The sequence below is a fragment of the Pseudofrankia sp. EUN1h genome (genome assembly GCF_001854645.1).
Taxonomy (GTDB): Bacteria; Actinomycetota; Actinomycetes; order Frankiales; family Frankiaceae; genus Pseudofrankia; species Pseudofrankia saprophytica.
Genome location: NZ_MBLN01000078.1, coordinates 1 through 16,191, shown reverse-complemented (window position 1 = coordinate 16,191; position 16,191 = coordinate 1). Strand labels below are relative to the sequence as shown.

Annotated in this window: 10 protein-coding genes; 5 read left to right on the top strand and 5 right to left on the bottom strand. The window is 73.5% G+C overall.

Annotation, left to right across the window (positions count from 1 at the left end; genetic code table 11):
* Nucleotides 1–4,291: TIR domain-containing protein (locus BCD49_RS31975; protein WP_131803598.1), on the bottom strand; the 4,291-nt coding region annotated here is incomplete at its 3' end.
* Nucleotides 4,292–4,408: 117 nt separating this feature from the next.
* Nucleotides 4,409–6,544, bottom strand: coding sequence for a serine/threonine-protein kinase (locus tag BCD49_RS31970; RefSeq protein WP_007512016.1), 2,136 nt, complete (start codon nucleotides 6,542–6,544; stop codon nucleotides 4,409–4,411).
* A gap of 139 nt (nucleotides 6,545–6,683) precedes the next feature.
* On the opposite strand from BCD49_RS31970, the gene BCD49_RS31965 reads away from it, so the two are divergent.
* Together BCD49_RS31965 and BCD49_RS31960 are read left to right on the top strand one after the other, a co-directional pair.
* Complete coding sequence (locus BCD49_RS31965) at nucleotides 6,684–7,619, top strand: aldo/keto reductase (RefSeq protein WP_007512017.1); 936 nt, start codon at nucleotides 6,684–6,686, stop codon at nucleotides 7,617–7,619.
* 235 nt (nucleotides 7,620–7,854) lie between these two features.
* Nucleotides 7,855–10,947 carry a helix-turn-helix transcriptional regulator gene (locus tag BCD49_RS31960; protein ID WP_083401823.1) on the top strand — a complete coding sequence of 1,031 codons (3,093 nt, stop codon included), beginning with the start codon at nucleotides 7,855–7,857 and terminating at the stop codon, nucleotides 10,945–10,947.
* Between the two features lie 94 nt (nucleotides 10,948–11,041).
* Here BCD49_RS31960 and BCD49_RS31955 read toward each other — a convergent pair whose 3' ends face one another.
* Nucleotides 11,042–11,584: a hypothetical protein gene (locus BCD49_RS31955; RefSeq protein WP_007512020.1), complete on the bottom strand. Its 543-nt coding sequence runs from the start codon at nucleotides 11,582–11,584 to the stop codon at nucleotides 11,042–11,044.
* Nucleotides 11,585–11,718: 134 nt separating this feature from the next.
* On the opposite strand from BCD49_RS31955, the gene BCD49_RS31950 reads away from it, so the two are divergent.
* Together BCD49_RS31950 and BCD49_RS31945 are read left to right on the top strand one after the other, a co-directional pair.
* Nucleotides 11,719–12,393 (top strand): response regulator transcription factor, encoded by a 675-nt coding sequence (locus BCD49_RS31950; protein ID WP_007512022.1) that lies wholly within the window; start codon nucleotides 11,719–11,721, stop codon nucleotides 12,391–12,393.
* Nucleotides 12,393–13,907, top strand: coding sequence for a sensor histidine kinase (locus tag BCD49_RS31945; protein WP_083401822.1), 1,515 nt, complete (start codon nucleotides 12,393–12,395; stop codon nucleotides 13,905–13,907). Before BCD49_RS31950 ends, BCD49_RS31945 begins: the two co-directional genes overlap by 1 nt.
* Here BCD49_RS31945 and BCD49_RS31940 read toward each other — a convergent pair.
* Nucleotides 13,825–14,793: an alpha/beta hydrolase gene (locus BCD49_RS31940; protein WP_007516464.1), complete on the bottom strand. Its 969-nt coding sequence runs from the start codon at nucleotides 14,791–14,793 to the stop codon at nucleotides 13,825–13,827. The genes BCD49_RS31945 and BCD49_RS31940 overlap by 83 nt on opposite strands.
* A gap of 382 nt (nucleotides 14,794–15,175) precedes the next feature.
* Here BCD49_RS31940 and BCD49_RS31935 point away from each other — a divergent pair, with 382 nt between their 5' ends.
* On the top strand, nucleotides 15,176–16,000 hold the full coding sequence (locus tag BCD49_RS31935; RefSeq protein ID WP_007516462.1) for an alpha/beta hydrolase: 825 nt from the start codon (nucleotides 15,176–15,178) through the stop codon (nucleotides 15,998–16,000).
* A 77-nt stretch (nucleotides 16,001–16,077) separates the two neighbouring features.
* Here BCD49_RS31935 and BCD49_RS41270 read toward each other — a convergent pair.
* A partial coding sequence (locus tag BCD49_RS41270) for a response regulator transcription factor (protein WP_131803597.1) occupies nucleotides 16,078–16,191 on the bottom strand: 114 nt, incomplete at its 5' end.

The window sequence follows — 16,191 nt, the reverse complement described above, 5'->3', positions numbered from 1 at the left end:
TCTTGTCTCCCATGGCAGCCGCGATGCGGTCGTTGCTGGGGGAGAAATGGATCAGTTCGATTCGGCCGGTGTCGGCAGTGAGCGATGCAACGATCGTTTCGGTTTCTGTGTCGACGAGGACGAGCATGTTGCCTGCCGCGTAGGCGAGCAGGCTGCCGTCTGACGAGAAGGTGGGAGCTGAGGCCGAGGCTGAGGCTGGGCGTATCCGAACGGCCGGGGCGTCGCGACCGGTCATCCCGGCCGCGCTCAGCGCAGGGTGGTCGGAGGTCTCAACATCCAGGACACAACCGACGACAGCCGCTCGGTACCAGAGGCTGCCTTCGACGGCTATGCCGAGCAGGGAGCAACGGGTCAGTCGGCTTTGGGTGAGGTCGGTGCCCACCAACCGCGTGCCGTCGAGGTTCGTCTCGGTGAGCGTCGCCCGTACCATGATCGCCCCGTCCAGCCGGGMGCCGCGTAGCACGGTGTTCGTCAACGTGGCGCCGGTGAGGTCGGCGCCGGTGAGGTCGGCATCGGTGAGGTCGAGGCCGGAAAGGTCGGCACCGTCCAGCCGGGCACCGGCGAGCCGGGCACCGCGGCTGGCCTCGCTGTCGAGCGTGCGGGCGAGGGTGAGGGCGTTGTGTCGCGCGGCGTTGGTTGCCGCCGGGTTGCCAAGGACCACCCGGGCCCAGCGGACGACACTGCCGGTCCCCGCGAGGTCGGCGACGAACGAGGCCATCAGGGTCGACATCACGCGGCGGTCGAGCAGGTCGAAGACGCCCCCGCTCGGGGTGCGCAACCCCTCGGCGCAAGCGGTCGCGACCAGGTACTCCATGACCGATTGGTGCACGAACGTGAAGGCGTCGTCGCCAGCGCGCACGAGCAGGGTGCCGGAGCCKACCTGGTGGGCGGCATGGTGCTTGTCCAGGCCGTKGGCATCCAGCGTKGTCAGGACGCGCTCAGTGATCTCGGCGAGCTGCCGGCTGCTGACGGTGCGGTCGGTGGACTGCCAGAGCTCGAGCGCCAGCGCCTTCACCGCTCGGAAGCGATCGTCGGTGGTGAGTCCGGGCACGGCACCGGTCGGATGCGCCCGGCGTGACTCGGACTCCATCCAGGCGTCGAGCAGCTCCGTGTACAGGTCGGCCGGCGTCATGGTGCCGGTGGCGGCCTGGACATGGCGCAGCCGGTCCTCGTCGAGGCGGGCGATGAAGCTGAGCATGCGCGGGTTGCGGGCAAGCCCGAGTAGCCCCTCGAGGCCGCGGATGAAGGCGAGGCGTTGCCTGGCCTGGTCGGCGTCGCCGTCGTAGAAGCGGGTCAGGAACTCCTCGATCTGCGCCTCGGTGAAGTCGTTCAGCTCGATGACGCGCCGGCCGGTGGCCAGATCCAGCCGCTGGGCGAGCGCGGTGCGGACCTGGTCGTCGGAGCGGAAGTGCTGGCTTCTGCTGCTCAGGACGAGCTTGGCCTGGCCTTCGAGCGCGCCGAGCAGCGTGGTGAGGTGCTCGGCGGCGCGCTCGTAGGTGACCCGCAACGCCAGCTCGTCGAAGCCGTCGAACAGCAGGACGACCCGGCCGCTGCGCAGCATGTACCGGAACCGTTCCTGGTCGAAGCGGCTCACGCCGTGGCCGACGAGGTGCGCGGCCACCAGCTCGTCCAGGCCGAGGGACTTCTCCAGGCTGCGAAGCTCGACGAGCATCGGGATGACGTGCGGCAGGCGTTCGGGCAGCGTTCGCGCGAGTTCGTGCAGCAGGAAGGTCTTGCCACGGCCGAAGTCGCCGAGGACGAGCACCATCCTGCCCTGGTCGTCACCGATCCATTCGGTGAGCTGATCCAGCGCGTCCCGCTCGGCCGTGTCGGCGCCGCCGCGCACGAGGTCGAGAGCTCGAAATCCCTGCGGTAGGTACAGCGACGGTGGGTAGAGGGGGTCGCGATCGAGACGGCCGGTCTGCGCGTCCACATACGAACGCAGGTCGATGAGCCCCTGGTATTCGACGAAGCTCATCAGTTGGATGCCCTGGCGGTAAGCGGCCCTGACCAGCACGGCTGGCGCCGGCGCGCCGCCGTAGACGAGGACCGAGACCAGACTCGGGTCGAATGCGCCGTACACGTTGTGTACACGCGTGGCGAACAGGTCGACGTCCGCCGGGTCCGCTGCGCCCTCGAGCACTCCGACCGGATGCTGGGCGACGATCGCGCCGTCGCGTGAGGTCACCCGGAGGTATCTGGGGCTGTCCGCGGTCGCGGCGATCTCGATGACCGTGGCCGATCCGTGGCTGGCGGCGTGGCGCAGCCGAGCCACCTCGGCGACCCTGTCGATCAGCCGCTCCCGCGTCGCCGGCTCCGACCTGTGCGACGTCAGCGCCTCCTTGATCGCTCCCTCCAGGGCCCGGTCCTCTGCCAGGGCGGCGGGGAAGGTCGCCTCGGTCGCCTTCCAGGACTGTGCGAGCCGCCGGCCGCCCGTGCCGTCGACGTCGTCCGAGACGGTGAGTACCGGCCAGTGCGTGAGCCGCGGCCCGGAGGTCGCCGGATCGCCAGTCGATGCCTGCGTTGCACGTGTTGGGCCGCTCGGCGGCGGACCTCCACTGTCATGCCACCGGCGAGACGCGGTATCCCACCCGCGCGTTCTACGGGTCATACCCGCCGGGTCGATCCGCACCAGGCCATAGGCCGGACCGTCGGCGTCGGGTGTGGGGGCGTCCCCGGTCCGCCTGGCGCCGGGGCCGGGCCTTCGGGCAACGGGTGCCTTGGCTGCTGCCTCCCGTACCCGCGCGCCGAGCAGGATCGATTCGACCCGGTAAATCTGGTTGGCGCTGAGATCTCCGGTGAATGCTAGGTTCAGGCCGCGGTATACCTGCTGGGCGCCACTGATGTCGTCCCAGGACGGGTCCGTTCTCAGTAGCTGGTGAATGATGCCCAGCCGTAGCCAGTCGCGGCGCGCGTAGTCGGCGAGTCGCTCGGCAAACCACCGAGACTGGGCGTCGCCCAACTCGGGACGATCGTCGTCCGGGCTCGTCGCCGCGATTGTCGAGTTCACTCCAGCGATCACGAGTCTCAGCTCGTCGACGCGGAACAGCGACCATTCTTGACCGATGGTGAACACGGGCCCGTCCGCCGACGTCGCCCGGACGTCGCCGTAGAACTCCTCGATCATCGCGGCGTAGTGGCGCCATTTCGGGAAGAACGGTGGCTGCGGCTCGACCTCGTCCGCCTCGCAGCTGTCGAAGTAGGCACGGCACGCCGCCGGATTGACATCCCTGCGGCCCGGCACCATCGCGAGCCGAGTTCTGGGCAGGCCCCACTCGCCGAGCAGCCGGTCGAACAGCTCGACGGCCCGCCGGTACTCGCTCGCGCGGCCGTGCTCCGCGAGGTCCCCGGTCACGACCACGAGATCCGGAGCCCACCCGGCGCCGAACCCGGCCACGTCCCGGGCGATCAGATCTCCCAGTTCGTCGACCGGCACCGGTGTGTCCGCCTGGCCGGCCCGGAGCGAGGGCAGGTGCAGAACCGTCACGCAGTCGCGCGGCGCCCTTACCGCCGACGGCGCGCCGGGGCCGCCGGGGAACGGTGCTGGCGGGGCGACAGCTTCCGCCGGTGCCCCGGACGTCTCGCGGGATGGCCCGGGCCACGGCACCGTTGCCGGCTGGCCAGGCGGCCGGAGGCCGGCGAGCAGACGTTCATCCGCCTGAATCTCGTCGCAGCCGACGAGGTCGAGCGGCATCAGCGCCTTCAACAGGGGTGTGAGCGCGCAGTGGCCGACGATGACCGGAACGAGGAAACCCTCGCGCTCACGCGCCTCGTCCAGGGCGGCCCGCCGCTGGGCCGCGCCGTGTGTGCCGTTGGCGAGATAGTGCTCTGAGACGATGGCAATGACCCGGTCGGCGCGTGCGAGCGCGGACTCGGTGCGTTCGACGAGGTTGCTGCCCGCTGGCCAGTGCCATTCCTCGTATTCGACATCGTAGCCGGCGCGCTGGAGCCGGTCGGCGATCCACCGAGCCCAAGGCCGGTCCGGCCCAGCAACGCTTACGAACAGCCGCTCGGCACCGCTGCTGCCGGTTCCATCCCCCATGAACAAAGCGTGGCAGACCCTGTGCGCAGTACACCGTCGGGCTCGCCGGCGCACGGCCTGACAACGGCGCGGATCGCGTCGGGGAGTGGGTGCCGGGCGCCCCCTCGTGAGCTTCGTCCGCCGAGGGGGAGGACCAGCTCGCATACTCGGCCGGCGATCTTTGGCGCCCCTGGACGCTGCCGGCCGCGTTGATCGCGGGCCGGGTATGCGTAAATACGACAAATCGGGGTGTGTGGCATCGGTTGGCATACCCAGGTGGCGATCATGGCCTGAGTTTCGCCGGTCGAACCTCGGTGATCGCCGCCAGTGGACGAGAACGAGCGTTCGGCCACCTGCCCGCCGCTGTCCCCGGAGATCTGCGGGAGGCTAGTAGTTCGGGACCGGGACCTTGGGGCCGAGGCCCACGGAGTTGCGGGCCTGGATGGCGGTCACGTATTCCGGGCATCGGCCCGCCGGCATGCAGTGCGTGTAGACCGTGCCCGTGGTCGTCACGGTGTACGGCGGGTAGTTGGGGTTGTCCCGCGTGATGGTGACGACGTAGTCGACGCTGCCGGCACCGCCGCGGTCGGCGGGTGCGGACCAGCGCACCGTCACGGTGCCGGAGCCGTTGCCCGCCAGTTGGTCGACGGTGGCGACCACTCCCGTCACCGGGCCGGGCGGCACGCAGCCGACGGCGTTGACGGCGGCGGAGTCGGCGCTGCCGCCGGGGCCGACGGCGGTGACGACGAACGTGTGGGTGTCGCAGTCGGGTACCGCGACCGTGACCTGGCGGGCGGGGGGCACGGACCGCCCCGCCGCGCCATCGCCGCTGATCCGGTAACCGGTGACCTCGCCGCCGGACGGTTGGTTGATCGTGAGCAGGACGACACCGGAGCGCGGGGCGGCCGTGACCGACGGCCGCGCCGGCGCGGGCACCGACGGCGCGGCGGGGGTCCTCGCCGTGGTGGCCCTGCTGCCGAAGCCTGCGCCGGGACCCGTCGGCGTCGGCGATGGAGCGGCTGTCGCGCTCCCGTTTCCGTCGTCGGACGTCGCCGCCGACGGTGTCGTCGGTGACGTGGACGGGCCGCCGCTCGCCCCGGCTCCCGCCGCGCCGACGGACGAGGACGCGGCTATCCCCGAGGTGTCGCCGGCGAGGTCGGCCTGCTGGCCGTGGCGCAGCACCGCGGCCAGGCCGGTGCCGACGAGCGCGAGGACGAGGACCACCACGACCGGGATGAGCACCGCCGCGCGGCGTGGGAACCAACGACCCGCCCGTCCGGCCTGGTTCGGGCCCGGCGGGATCGGTTGGCCCAGGCGCCAGGAGCTGGACCGGGGCGCGCTGGTACGGGTGGTGAACACGTCGTCGGACTCGCCGGTCCCCGCGCCGGATTCCGGCCCGGACTCCAGTGCGAGACGGCTGGCGCCCGTCGGATCCGGCGAGACCGGGCCGGTGAGCGCGTACGGGCCGCGGGGGCCGCTGGTGCGGGTGGCGTTGAGGTCCGGCGTGGGTTCCGCGTCGCGTTCGGGGTTCGCGTTCTGTCCGGGGTTCGCGTTCTGCTCGGGCTTCCCGTTCTGCTCGGGCTTCGCGTCCGGCCGGGGCGTCGGGCCGGACGTGCCAGCGGCCGCGGGCGGAGCCCACGGACGGGCGGGCAGGCCGGCGAGCGTGGGGGCGAGCACGGCGAGCGTCGCGGCGGCGTGCTCGGCGGTCGGGCGCAGATGAGGCTGCTTGGCGAGCATCGCCAGGACCGCGTCCCACAGGGGATCAGCCAGCCCGTCCGGCCGGGCCGGTGGCTCGTTCAGGTGGCGCAGCAGCACGGTCACGGCCGGGCCGCCGACGAACGGCGGAGATCCGGTGAGCAGCTCGTAGAGCAGGCAGCCGGCGGAGTAGACGTCGACGGCCGGCGTCGACGGTTCGTGGGTGGCGAGCTCGGGGGCGAGGTAGGCGGGGGTGCCCAGAAGTCCGGTGCTGCGGGTGAGTGCCGGGCCTTCCAGCTGGCGGGCGATGCCGAAGTCCGTCAGCACGGCGTCACGGCCGCGCAGCAGCACGTTCTCCGGCTTGACGTCGCGGTGCACCACCCCGGCCTCGTGCGCGCGGCGCAGGCCGAGCAGGATCTGCCCCGCCAGCCGGGTCGCGTCCGCCGGCGGGAGGGCGCCCTCGCGGCGCAGCAGGGCGCGCAGGTCGCCGTCGGGAAGGTGGTCCATGACGATCCCGACCCGGTCGCCCTCGGCGATGAGGCGATGGATCCGCACGACGTGCGGGTCGGCGATCCGGGCGACCAGCTTGCACTCCTGCAGCAGCCGCGCCACCACCTGCGGCTCGTCGGCCAGCTCCGGCCGCAGCAGCTTGACCGCGACCGTCTCACCGTCCGGCCCGACCGCCCCGCGCACCTCCCCGGTCGCGCCCCGCCCGAGCAGCTCCCCGATCTGGAGGTCTCCCAGCACGAACCCCGCCGGAGCGGCCAGTGCCAGTGGCACCGATGGCGCGGCCTCGTCGGTGTCCGCGCTACCCGGATCGATGCTCACCGTGGCCCCCGCGTCTCACGGGGTGATTCTCCCACATGTCGCATCTGCCGGGATCTGTGTTGCGACGTGTGTGCGCGAGCGCCACCACCAGCAGGGTCGTAGTGTCGCCGTCGGGAGCTGGGATCTTTCGGGAGGGCGCATGCGGACGCGACCACTGGGCGCGACGGGACCCGCCGTGTCGGTCGTCGGGCTGGGCTGCAACAACTTCGGCATGCGCATCGACGCCGAGGCGAGCGCGGCCGTCGTGGGGGCGGCGCTCGACGCGGGGATCACCCACTTCGACACCGCGGAGATGTACGGCGGGGGGCGTTCGGAGGAGTTCCTGGGCGCCGCGCTCGGCCCGCGCCGCGACGAGGTCGTCATCGCGACCAAGGTGATGAGCCGCCCGAAGGGCGAGCCCTACACGCCTGGCATCCTGCGCACCCGGATCCTGGAAGGCGCCGAACTCAGCCTGCGCCGGCTCGGCACCGACCGGATCGACGTTTACTACCAGCACTTCGTCGACGCCGAGGGCTCGAACGCCGAGGCGATGGAGGCCCTCGACGATCTGGTCCGCGCGGGCAAGGTGCTGCACGTCGCGTGCTCGAACGTGACCGCCGCCGAGATCGAGGAGCGGGCGGCGTTCGCCGAGGAGCGCAAGGTCGCGGCGTTCACCGCCGCCCAGGTCGAGTGGAGCCTGCTGAACCGCGCCGTCGAGGCGGAGATCGTCCCGGCGGCGGTCAAGGCCGGCATGGGGATCATCCCGTACTTCCCGTTGGCCTCGGGCCTGCTGTCCGGCAAGTACGCGGCGGGCCAGCCGTTCCCGGCCGGCAGCCGGCTGGCGGCGGCGCCGTACTTCGCCCAGGCGGCGACTCCCGAGAACTTCGCCTACATCGACGACCTGACCGCGTTCGCCCGCGAGCGCGGCCGCACGATCCTGGAGCTGGCGATCGCCTGGCTCGCGGCGCAGACCGGCGTCTCGTCCGTGATCGCCGGCGCCACCCGACCCGAGCAGGTCGCCGCCAACGCCGCCGCCGCGGCCTGGGAGCTCACCGCGGAGGATCTCGCCGCGCTGCCTGAGCCACCCACGGCCTGACCGGCCACGGTCTGACCGGTCCATGGCGTCGCCGCGCCAAGGGCGCCGCGGTGAGGGCCCGCGGTAAGTCCTTCTTTTCACACCCGTGTGATCGGGCGCCGGGTCAGCCTAGGATCGCTATCAGCGCATCGCACCCCACTTGTAGGTAGTTGCGCCTGGTCGCGGCGATCCCTGCCCGCGATCGGGCGGCGACCGGTGGCCCCTCGCGGGGAGAAGAGAATAGGTCGTTCGACACGTGTCGGTGTCAGGTCACGGTTGGTCAGGTCACGGCGGACCGGGACCACGCCTGGGCGGTGGCGGTGTCGGCCTGGTCGGGCGGCGGGAAGCGCTCGAGCTGGTCGACACGCTCCTCACCGGGCTCACCAGGCCTGCCCCGACCGGCGCGGCCTGGCTGCTGCGCGGCGGCCCGGGCATCGGCAAGACCGCGCTGCTGGACGCCGCCGCCGCGCGGGCCGGGGCCGAGGCGATCCAGGTACTGCGGGTCTCCGGCGTCGAGTTCGAGGCGGACATCGGCCTCTCGGCGCTGCACCAGATGCTCTACCCGCTGCGCGACCTGGTCGACGACCTGCCCTCCGGCCAGCGGGCGGCGATGAACCAGGTGCTGGGTCTGACGGACGGGCCATACCCCGAGCCACTGGTGGTCTCGTCGGGGGCGCTCGCGTTGCTGGTCGCGGCGGCCTCGAGGACGCCGGTCCTGATGCTCGTCGACGACATCTCCTGGATCGACACCTGGAGCGCGACCGTCCTCGGCTTCGTCGCCAGGCGGATCGCCGGCCATCCGATCCTCTTCCTCGCCGCGGCCCGGCCTGGCGGTGACACCGTCTTCCACCGCATCGGGCTGCCCGAGCTGGAGGTCGCTCCGCTGCCGGGCGACGAGGCGGCGGCGCTGCTCGACGCCCGCCACCCGGGGCTCGCGCCGCGCGCCCGGGAGCGGCTGCTCGGCGAGGCGGCGGGCAACCCGCTCGCGCTGCTGGAGCTGCCGGCGCTGCTGACGGAGCCACAGCTCGCCGGCCGGGAGGTGCTGCCCGCCCAACTGCCGCTCTCGCGCCGGCTGGAGGCGCTGTTCGCCAGCCGGGTGCGCGCGCTGTCGGTGCCGACGCACCGGCTGCTGCTGATCGCCGCGCTCGAACCGGCCGCGGACCTGGTCACCGTCCTGCTCGCCGCCGGTGGGGCCGACGGCCCAGGCGGGGCCGACGCGCCCGCGCCGACGATCGACGACCTCGCGCCGGCCGAGGCGGCCGACCTGGTCCGCGCGGACCATGCCGACGGGCAGGTCGTGTTCCGCCATCCGCTGATCCGGTCCGCCGTGGTGCAGATGTCGTCCAGCGCCGACCGGCGGGCCGCGCACCGTGCGCTCGCCCGGGTGCTGCGCGCCCACCCGGACCGGCGGGCCTGGCACCTGGCCGAGGCGGCGCTCGGCCCGGACGAGGAGGTCGCGGACGCGCTGGAGGAGGCGGCGCACCGCGCGCTCGCCCGCGGCAGCGCCCCGGCGGCGATGCGCACCCTGATCCGCGCCGCCGGGCTCACGCCGGCGCCGGTCGACCGGGCCCGCCGGCTCGCCGAGGCCGCCTACAACGCCAACCGCTGCGGCCAGCTCGACATCGCCAACCGGCTGCTCGGCGAGGCCCGCCGCATCCATGCCGCGACCGAGACGACGGGGGCGCGGCTCAGCCACGAGGCGGCGACCGAGGCGAGCCTGCTCGCCTACCGGGAGGGCGACGTCGATGCCGCCCACCGGCTGCTCGTCACCGCACTGGCCGCCGCGGACAGCGCCGTCGAGGCCGACTGGGTCAACGAGACGCTGTTCATGCTGCTGGTGATGTGTTATCACGGCGGCCGCGCCGAACTGTGGGAACCGCTCGTCGCCGCCCGCGCGCGCCTCACCGCCACCGCCACCGCCGCCGCCAGCGGCGGCGGGAGCGGCGCGGCGGGCGGCGTGGGCGCCGGGGGCGACACCTCGGGCGGCGGCGGGACGATCCTCGTGGAGCTGATGTGGCTATGCCACGACACCCTGGGCGACCCGGCCCGCACCGCCCACGGGGCGCGCGAGCGGCTGCGGGCGACGGCCGCCGGGCTGTCGTCCGACCCGCAGCCCTGGCAGGTGAGCCGGCTGTGCTTCGCCGCCCAGTATGTCGACGCGCTCGACGAGTACCGCGACCTGTGCCGGCGGATGGTCGCCCGCGAACGTGACGACGGCTCGATCATCAGCGTGATCAGCGGGCTGACGTTCCTCGCCGTCGACTTCTACCTGCGCGGCCAGTGGGACGAATCGGCCGCGATCGCCGAGGACGGCCTCGGCCTCGTCGCCGCGTTCGGCTACCAACTGCTCGCCGGCGCGTTCCGCTTCGTCCTGGCGATGATCGCCGCGGCCAGGGGTGACCTGGAGGCGGCCAGGGTGTACAGCGACACGACCGCCGCCTGGGTCGAGCCGCGCCGGATCGTGCAGCAGCAGGCGTTCGTCTGGCACGCCCGCGCCGTCGCCGCGCTGGCCCAGGGCGACTACGAGGACGCCTACGCCCACGCCGTCCGGATCAGCCCGGCCGGCACGCTGGTCTCGCACGCTCCGCACGCGCTGTGGGCGGTCGGCGACCTGGTCGAGGCCGCGGTGCGCACCGGGCGGCTCGACGAGGCACGGGCCCATGTGGCGGCGGCGAAGGAGGCGGACCTCGCGGCCGTCTCGCCGCGGCTGGCGCTGCTCGTCGCCGGCGCCGAGGCGTTCGTCGCCGACGGCGCGGACCGGCAGGCCAAGGCGTTCGAGGCGGCGCTCGCCGTGGCGGACGCGGCCCGGTGGACGTTCGACCATGCGCGGCTACAGCTCGCCCACGGCGAGGCGTTGCGGCGCGACCGGGAGATCATCCGAGCCCGCCGGCCGCTGCGCGAGGCCCTGGAGACGTTCGACCGGCTCGGTGCCCGCCTGTGGGCCGACCGGGCGCGGTCCGAGCTGCGCGCCGCCGGTGTGACGGTCGCGGCCCGGCCACTGTCCCCATCGGCCGTCGGCCTGGCCGCCGAGCAGGCGGACGCGGCCTCGGCGGGCGCGGACAAGGGCGCGGGCGCCGCCGCGGGTGCGGGTCCCGCCGCGGCGGTCGCGGCCGGGCCGGGCCGGTCCGCTGGCCGGGTCGAGCGGCTGACGCCGCAGGAGCTGCAGATCGCCCAGCTCGCCGCGACCGGGCTCACCAACAAGCAGATCGGCGAGAAGCTCTTCCTCGGCCACCGCACGGTCAGCGCCCACCTCTACCGGATCTTCCCCAAGCTGGGGATCACCTCCCGGGCCGCACTGCGCGACGCCCTCGACGCCTACGCCGCCGACCTCGCGGACGCCGCGGAGTAGGTGGACCAGCCGCGGGCGGCCGCGAGCACCGGGCGGAACCGCGCCCTCCGTCAGGGAGACGCGGTCGCGCCCGGGTGCCGCGTGCGCCCGCGCGTTAGTCCTGGCGGCGCTGCGCACCTTCCGTCGCGCAGACGAATCCCTTGTCACCGGTGCCGTCGCCGGTGCTGCCGCCCACGACCGCCAGGACAGGACCCTCGGCCTCGCCCGGCTTCGGCAGCGCCTCGGCGTCCGCGCCGGTGTAGACCTTGCCGTCCTTGACCACCATCGGGACGCCGGGCTTGGTCTCGCCGACCAGCTTCCCGTCGAGGTAGACCTTGCCGTCCTTCACCTGGAGGTCCGGGGCGCCCGGCGGCTTCGGCAGCGCTTCGGCGTCCTTGCCGACGTAGACCTTGCCGTCCTTCACCGCCACCGGCTCGCCGGGCTTGGCCGTGCCGACCAGCTTCCCGTTGTGGTAGATCTTGCCGTCCTTCACCTGGACGTCGTCGACGCCCGCGCCGCCCGGTGCGGGGCAGGTCGCCGGGTGGCCCGAGGGACCCTCGGAGCCGGGCAGGGCCCCGGCGGCGTTGGCGGCCGCGGCGCCCGTGCCGGCGAGCCCCAGGGTGATCGCGCTGACGAGGACGATCCGGCGGATGCGCATGGTGCACCTCCTGTTTCTCGGTGGCCCCCTCGTTGGGGCCGGCGCCAGCGTCCCGTTCGCCGGCTGAGGCGCTCCTGAAGCCGGCTGAAGTGATCTTCAGGTCGTCTTGAGGTCCGTTCCGTCAGGCTGTGGTCATGCGAGTGCTGCTGGTGGAGGACGAGGAGCGGTTGGCCGGCCTGCTGCGGGGCGGGCTGGCGGAGGAGGGATTCGCGGTCGACGTGGCGCACAACGGCCGCGAGGGCCTGTGGATGGCGACCGAGCAGCGGTACGACGCGATCGTGCTCGACGTGATGCTGCCGCTGCTCAACGGGTACGCCGTGTGCCGCCGCCTGCGGGAGGCCGGCAACTGGACGCCGATCATGATGCTGACGGCGAAGGACGGCGAGTACGACGAGGCCGAGGCGCTGGACACCGGCGCGGACGACTTCCTGTCCAAGCCGTTCTCGTACGTGGTGCTGCTCGCTCGGCTGCGCGCGCTGGTCCGGCGCGGCGGGCGGGAGCGACCGGTCGTCCTGACCATGGGCGACCTGTCGGTGGACCCGGCGGGCCTGCGCTGCCGCCGCGGCGAGACGGAGATCGCGCTCACGCCGAAGGAGTTCGCCGTGCTGCACGCGCTCGCGCGGCGCCCGGGCGAGGTGGTCTCCAAGGCCGAGCTGCTCGAACAGGCCTGGGACTTCGCCTACGACGGCGATCCGAGCATCGTCGAGGTGTACATCAGCGCGTTGCGCCGCAAGATCGACGCGCCGTTCGGCCGGTCGAGCCTGGTGACGGTGCGGGGAGCGGGCTACCGGCTGGACGGGGGCTCCTGATGCGCTGGCCGGGTTGGCAGGGCTGGTCGGGTTGGTCGGTGCGGCTGCGCGCGACCGTCGTGGCGACGGTGATGGTCGCGTTGGCGCTGGGGGCCGCGGGCGCCGTCCTGGTCCTGACGCTGAAGGGCAGCCTCGAGTCGGGCGCCGGCCAGGAGGCGGCGCGGCGGGCGGACGCGGCAGCCGCCAGTCTCACGAAGGGCGAGGAAGGAGACCAGCCCGGCCAGCCAGGACTGGTCATCACCAGCTTCGTCGCACCTGACCCCGACGTGCGGGTCGAGGGCAGTGCCAGCATCGAGGCCGGCGCCGCCGGCGGCCCGAGCATGTCGGTGAGCCTCGGAGGCGGCGTGGCGGCCGGGCAGGCCTGGGGGTACGGCTACGCCACCGCCGAGCGCCTGGTCACCACCTCGGCGGGGCCCGTGACCGTGTCCGCGCGCGTCTCGCTCGAACCGGCCCGCGCGGCGCTGACGGTGCTGCGCAACCTGCTCCTCGCGGGCCTGCCCGTCCTGCTGCTGCTCGTCGCCGGGCTGACCTGGCTGCTGACCGGGCGGGCGCTCGCCCCGGTCTCGGCGATCCGCTCGACGTTCGCCGACATCACGGCCACCGACCTGCACCAGCGGGTGCCGGTGCCCCGGTCGGGCGACGAGATCGCCCGGCTGGCGCGGACGATGAACGCGACCCTCGACCGGCTGGAACGGGCGGTGGAGCGGCACAGGCGGTTCGTCGCGGACGCGGCGCACGAGCTGCGCAGCCCGCTCGCGATCCTGCGCACCCGCCTCGAGCTGGGCCGGCGGCAGGCGCCAGGGTTGGTGGGGGAGTCGCTCACGGACGTCGACCGGCTGCAGGCGCTGGCCGCCGACCTGCTGCTGCTCGCGAGGCTGGACGCCGGCGAGCCGCTGCGCGCCGACGAGGTCGACCTGGGCGAGGTGGCCGCCGAGGAGGCGTCACGGCCCAGGCGGGAGGACATCCGGATCTCCCTGGATGTCGCGCCCGACGTGGTCGTGGCCGGGTCGGCGGCGCACCTGCGCCGGATGGTCGGGAATCTCGTCGACAACGCCGTGCGGCACGCCGAGTCGACGGTGACCGTGCGGGTCGTGGCGCCCGCGACCGTGCAGGTGTCCGACGACGGCCCGGGCATTCCCGCCGAGCATCGCGAGTCGGTGTTCGACCGGTTCACCCGGCTCGACGAGACACGGGCCCGCGACGGCGGTGGCAGCGGGCTCGGCCTGGCGATCGCCCGGGACATCGCGCGCGCCCACGGCGGCACGCTGCTGGCGGTCGAGCCAGCCAGCCGGCCGGGCGATCAGCCCGGTGACGGCGCGCCGGGAGCGTGCCTGCGGGCCGAGCTCCCGCGCGTCGCGGGCGGCCAGGCGCGCGCGCTGGCCACGGTGGAGGCCGCGGCCGGGGCCGCCGCGCCCGCTGGCGCTCGGCCGGTCAGACCGCGAGGGCCCGGCGCAGGAAGAAGATGGCCTGGGCGATGGCCGCGTCCGCGGCGCAGGTGGAACGCAGGGCGTTGAGCACGACGAAGCCGTGGACGATGCCGATGTAGCGGACGGCGGTGACGGTGACGCCGGCCTGACCCAGCCGGGCGGCGTAGGCCTCGCCCTCGTCGCGCAGGACGTCGGCCTCCGCAGTGATCACCAGCGCGGGCGGCAGGTCCGCGAGCGTCTCGAGGCCGGCCCGCAGCGGGCTCGCGAGGATCTCGGCGCGGCTGGCCTCGTCGGGGGCGTACTGGTCCCAGCTCCAGCGCATCAGGTCACGCGACAGCACGTAGCCGTTGGCGAACCGCTGATAGGACGGGGTGTCGACGTCCGCGTCCGTGACCGGGCAGAACAGCACCTGGGCGGCGAGCCGGGGGCCGCCGTGCTCCTTCGCGAGCAGTGTCACCGCCGCCGCGAGCCCGCCACCGCCGCCGTCACCGGCGACGGCGATGTTCTCGACGTCGAGGCCGTTGTCCGCGCCGTGCTCGGCGACCCAGCGGGCGGCGGCGAAGCACTGGTGGACGGCCGCCGGGTAGCGGGCCTCCGGCGCCCGGTCGAACTCCGGGAAGACCACCGCCGCCTGCACGCCGACGGCGAGCTCGGCGACGAGGCGGGCGTGCGTGTTCGCGTCGCCCATCACCCAGCAGCCGTGCAGGTAGAGCACCACCGGCAGCCTGCCGGTCACGCCGATCGGCCGGACGATGCGCACCCCGACCGTCACTCCGGCCGCGGCCGGCCCGCAGGGGATGGTCAGCTCCCGCGTGTCGACGGCGGGGGCGAGCGCGGGGCCGGACTGGATCTCGTCGAGCCACCGGCGGCGCTCGGCCAGCGACACGTGGCGCGGGTCGAGCGACTTCGCCGCGTCCTCGACGAACGCGCGCGCGGCCGGCTCCAGCACCGGGTCATGGGCGGAGTTCGGCATGAGCGGCTCCTGGAAGGTCGACGGCTTACTTCCGGTGCCAGACTCATGGCTCCGACCACCCAKGTCATCCGTCATCTAACTGTCCCCGCGGTGATCCTTTGACGTTCCGGCGGCAGGCGCGCGGACCGTTCTCGCCGAGCCCTGCGCTCCCCGGCCGTGGGGACGAGCGCCCAGGAACGCGTAGCCTGACGGGGGAGTCGCCCGGCAACGGATACCCAAGTTCGACGGTGACTTCACGGTGCGCGGCACAGTCGACTGACTGAAGGCAGGCTCCCGCGCGAGGCCGCATCGTTGTACGCAACATCCCGCCCGGCCCGAACGCCCAGCCCTGACGACGGGGCGTGGACAGCAGCCGGGGCGGCCGAAGCAAGGGGGCACACCGATGACCGATCCCACCCGCATCCCCGTCGTGTTCGTGCACGGGCTGTGGATGCACCCGTCGAGCTGGGACAGCTGGATCGAACTGGTCGACGAGGCGGGCTACAGCGGCCTCGCGCCGGGCTGGCCGGGTGACGCCGCCACCACCGAGGCGAGCCGTGAGAACCCCGGCCCGCTCGCGAACCGGGGCATCGCCGAGATCACCGAGCACTACGCCGAAGCCATCCGCGCGCTGCCGCAGGTCCCCATCGTCATCGGCCACTCGTTCGGCGGCCTGATCGCGCAGCGCCTGCTGGGGATGAACCTCGCCCGCGGCGGCGTCGTCCTCTCCCCGGCCCAGTTCAGGGGCAACCGCAAGCTGCCGCTCGCGCAGTTGCAGTCCGGCTTTCCGGTGCTCGGCAACCCGGCCAACAAGAAGAAGACGGTCCTGCTGACCCAGGCGCAGTTCCACAAGGGGTTCGCGAACGCCGTCTCCCGCGAGGAGTCCGACGACCTGTGGACCCGCTACGCCATCCCGGGGCCCGGGCTGCCGCTGTTCCAGGCGGCCACCGCGAACTTCTCCAAGAAGACCGAGGCGACCGTCGACGTGGCCAGTGAGCGCGGCCCACTGCTGATCATCGCCGGTGGCAAGGACCGGACCGTGCCGGCCGTGACGTCGAAGGCCGCCTACGGCCAGTACGCGAAGAACCCGTCGGTGACCGAGTACCACCTGTTCGAGGACCGGGCCCACTCGATGGCGATCGACAAGGGCTGGCGCGAGGTCGCCGACGTGGCGCTGAGCTTCCTGTCCCGCCAGGGGCTGGCCGCCACGTCGCAGCAGGTCGGCTGACCGGTTGGCCGTACAGGCGAGGCGCCTTCCGGGTGAACCCACCGGGAGGCGCCTCGCCGCACGTCCGGCGCCGTGCGCTACCTGCCGGCCTTGGTGGCGAAGACGGCGGCCTGGGTGCGGCTGGTCAGGCCGAGCTTGACCAGGATCGAGGAGACGTAGTTCTTGACGGTCTTCTCGGACAGGTGGATCCG

Excerpts from the sequence above, each read along its gene's own strand:
- BCD49_RS31965 (WP_007512017.1), top strand. The coding sequence starts at position 6,684 with ATGCGGACGCGACCACTGGGCGCGACGGGACCCGCCGTGTCGGTCGTC.
- BCD49_RS31955 (WP_007512020.1), bottom strand. The coding sequence starts at position 11,584 with ATGCGCATCCGCCGGATCGTCCTCGTCAGCGCGATCACCCTGGGGCTC.
- BCD49_RS31950 (WP_007512022.1), top strand. The coding sequence starts at position 11,719 with ATGCGAGTGCTGCTGGTGGAGGACGAGGAGCGGTTGGCCGGCCTGCTG.
- BCD49_RS31945 (WP_083401822.1), top strand. The coding sequence starts at position 12,393 with ATGCGCTGGCCGGGTTGGCAGGGCTGGTCGGGTTGGTCGGTGCGGCTG.
- BCD49_RS31940 (WP_007516464.1), bottom strand. The coding sequence starts at position 14,793 with ATGCCGAACTCCGCCCATGACCCGGTGCTGGAGCCGGCCGCGCGCGCG.
- BCD49_RS31935 (WP_007516462.1), top strand. The coding sequence starts at position 15,176 with ATGACCGATCCCACCCGCATCCCCGTCGTGTTCGTGCACGGGCTGTGG.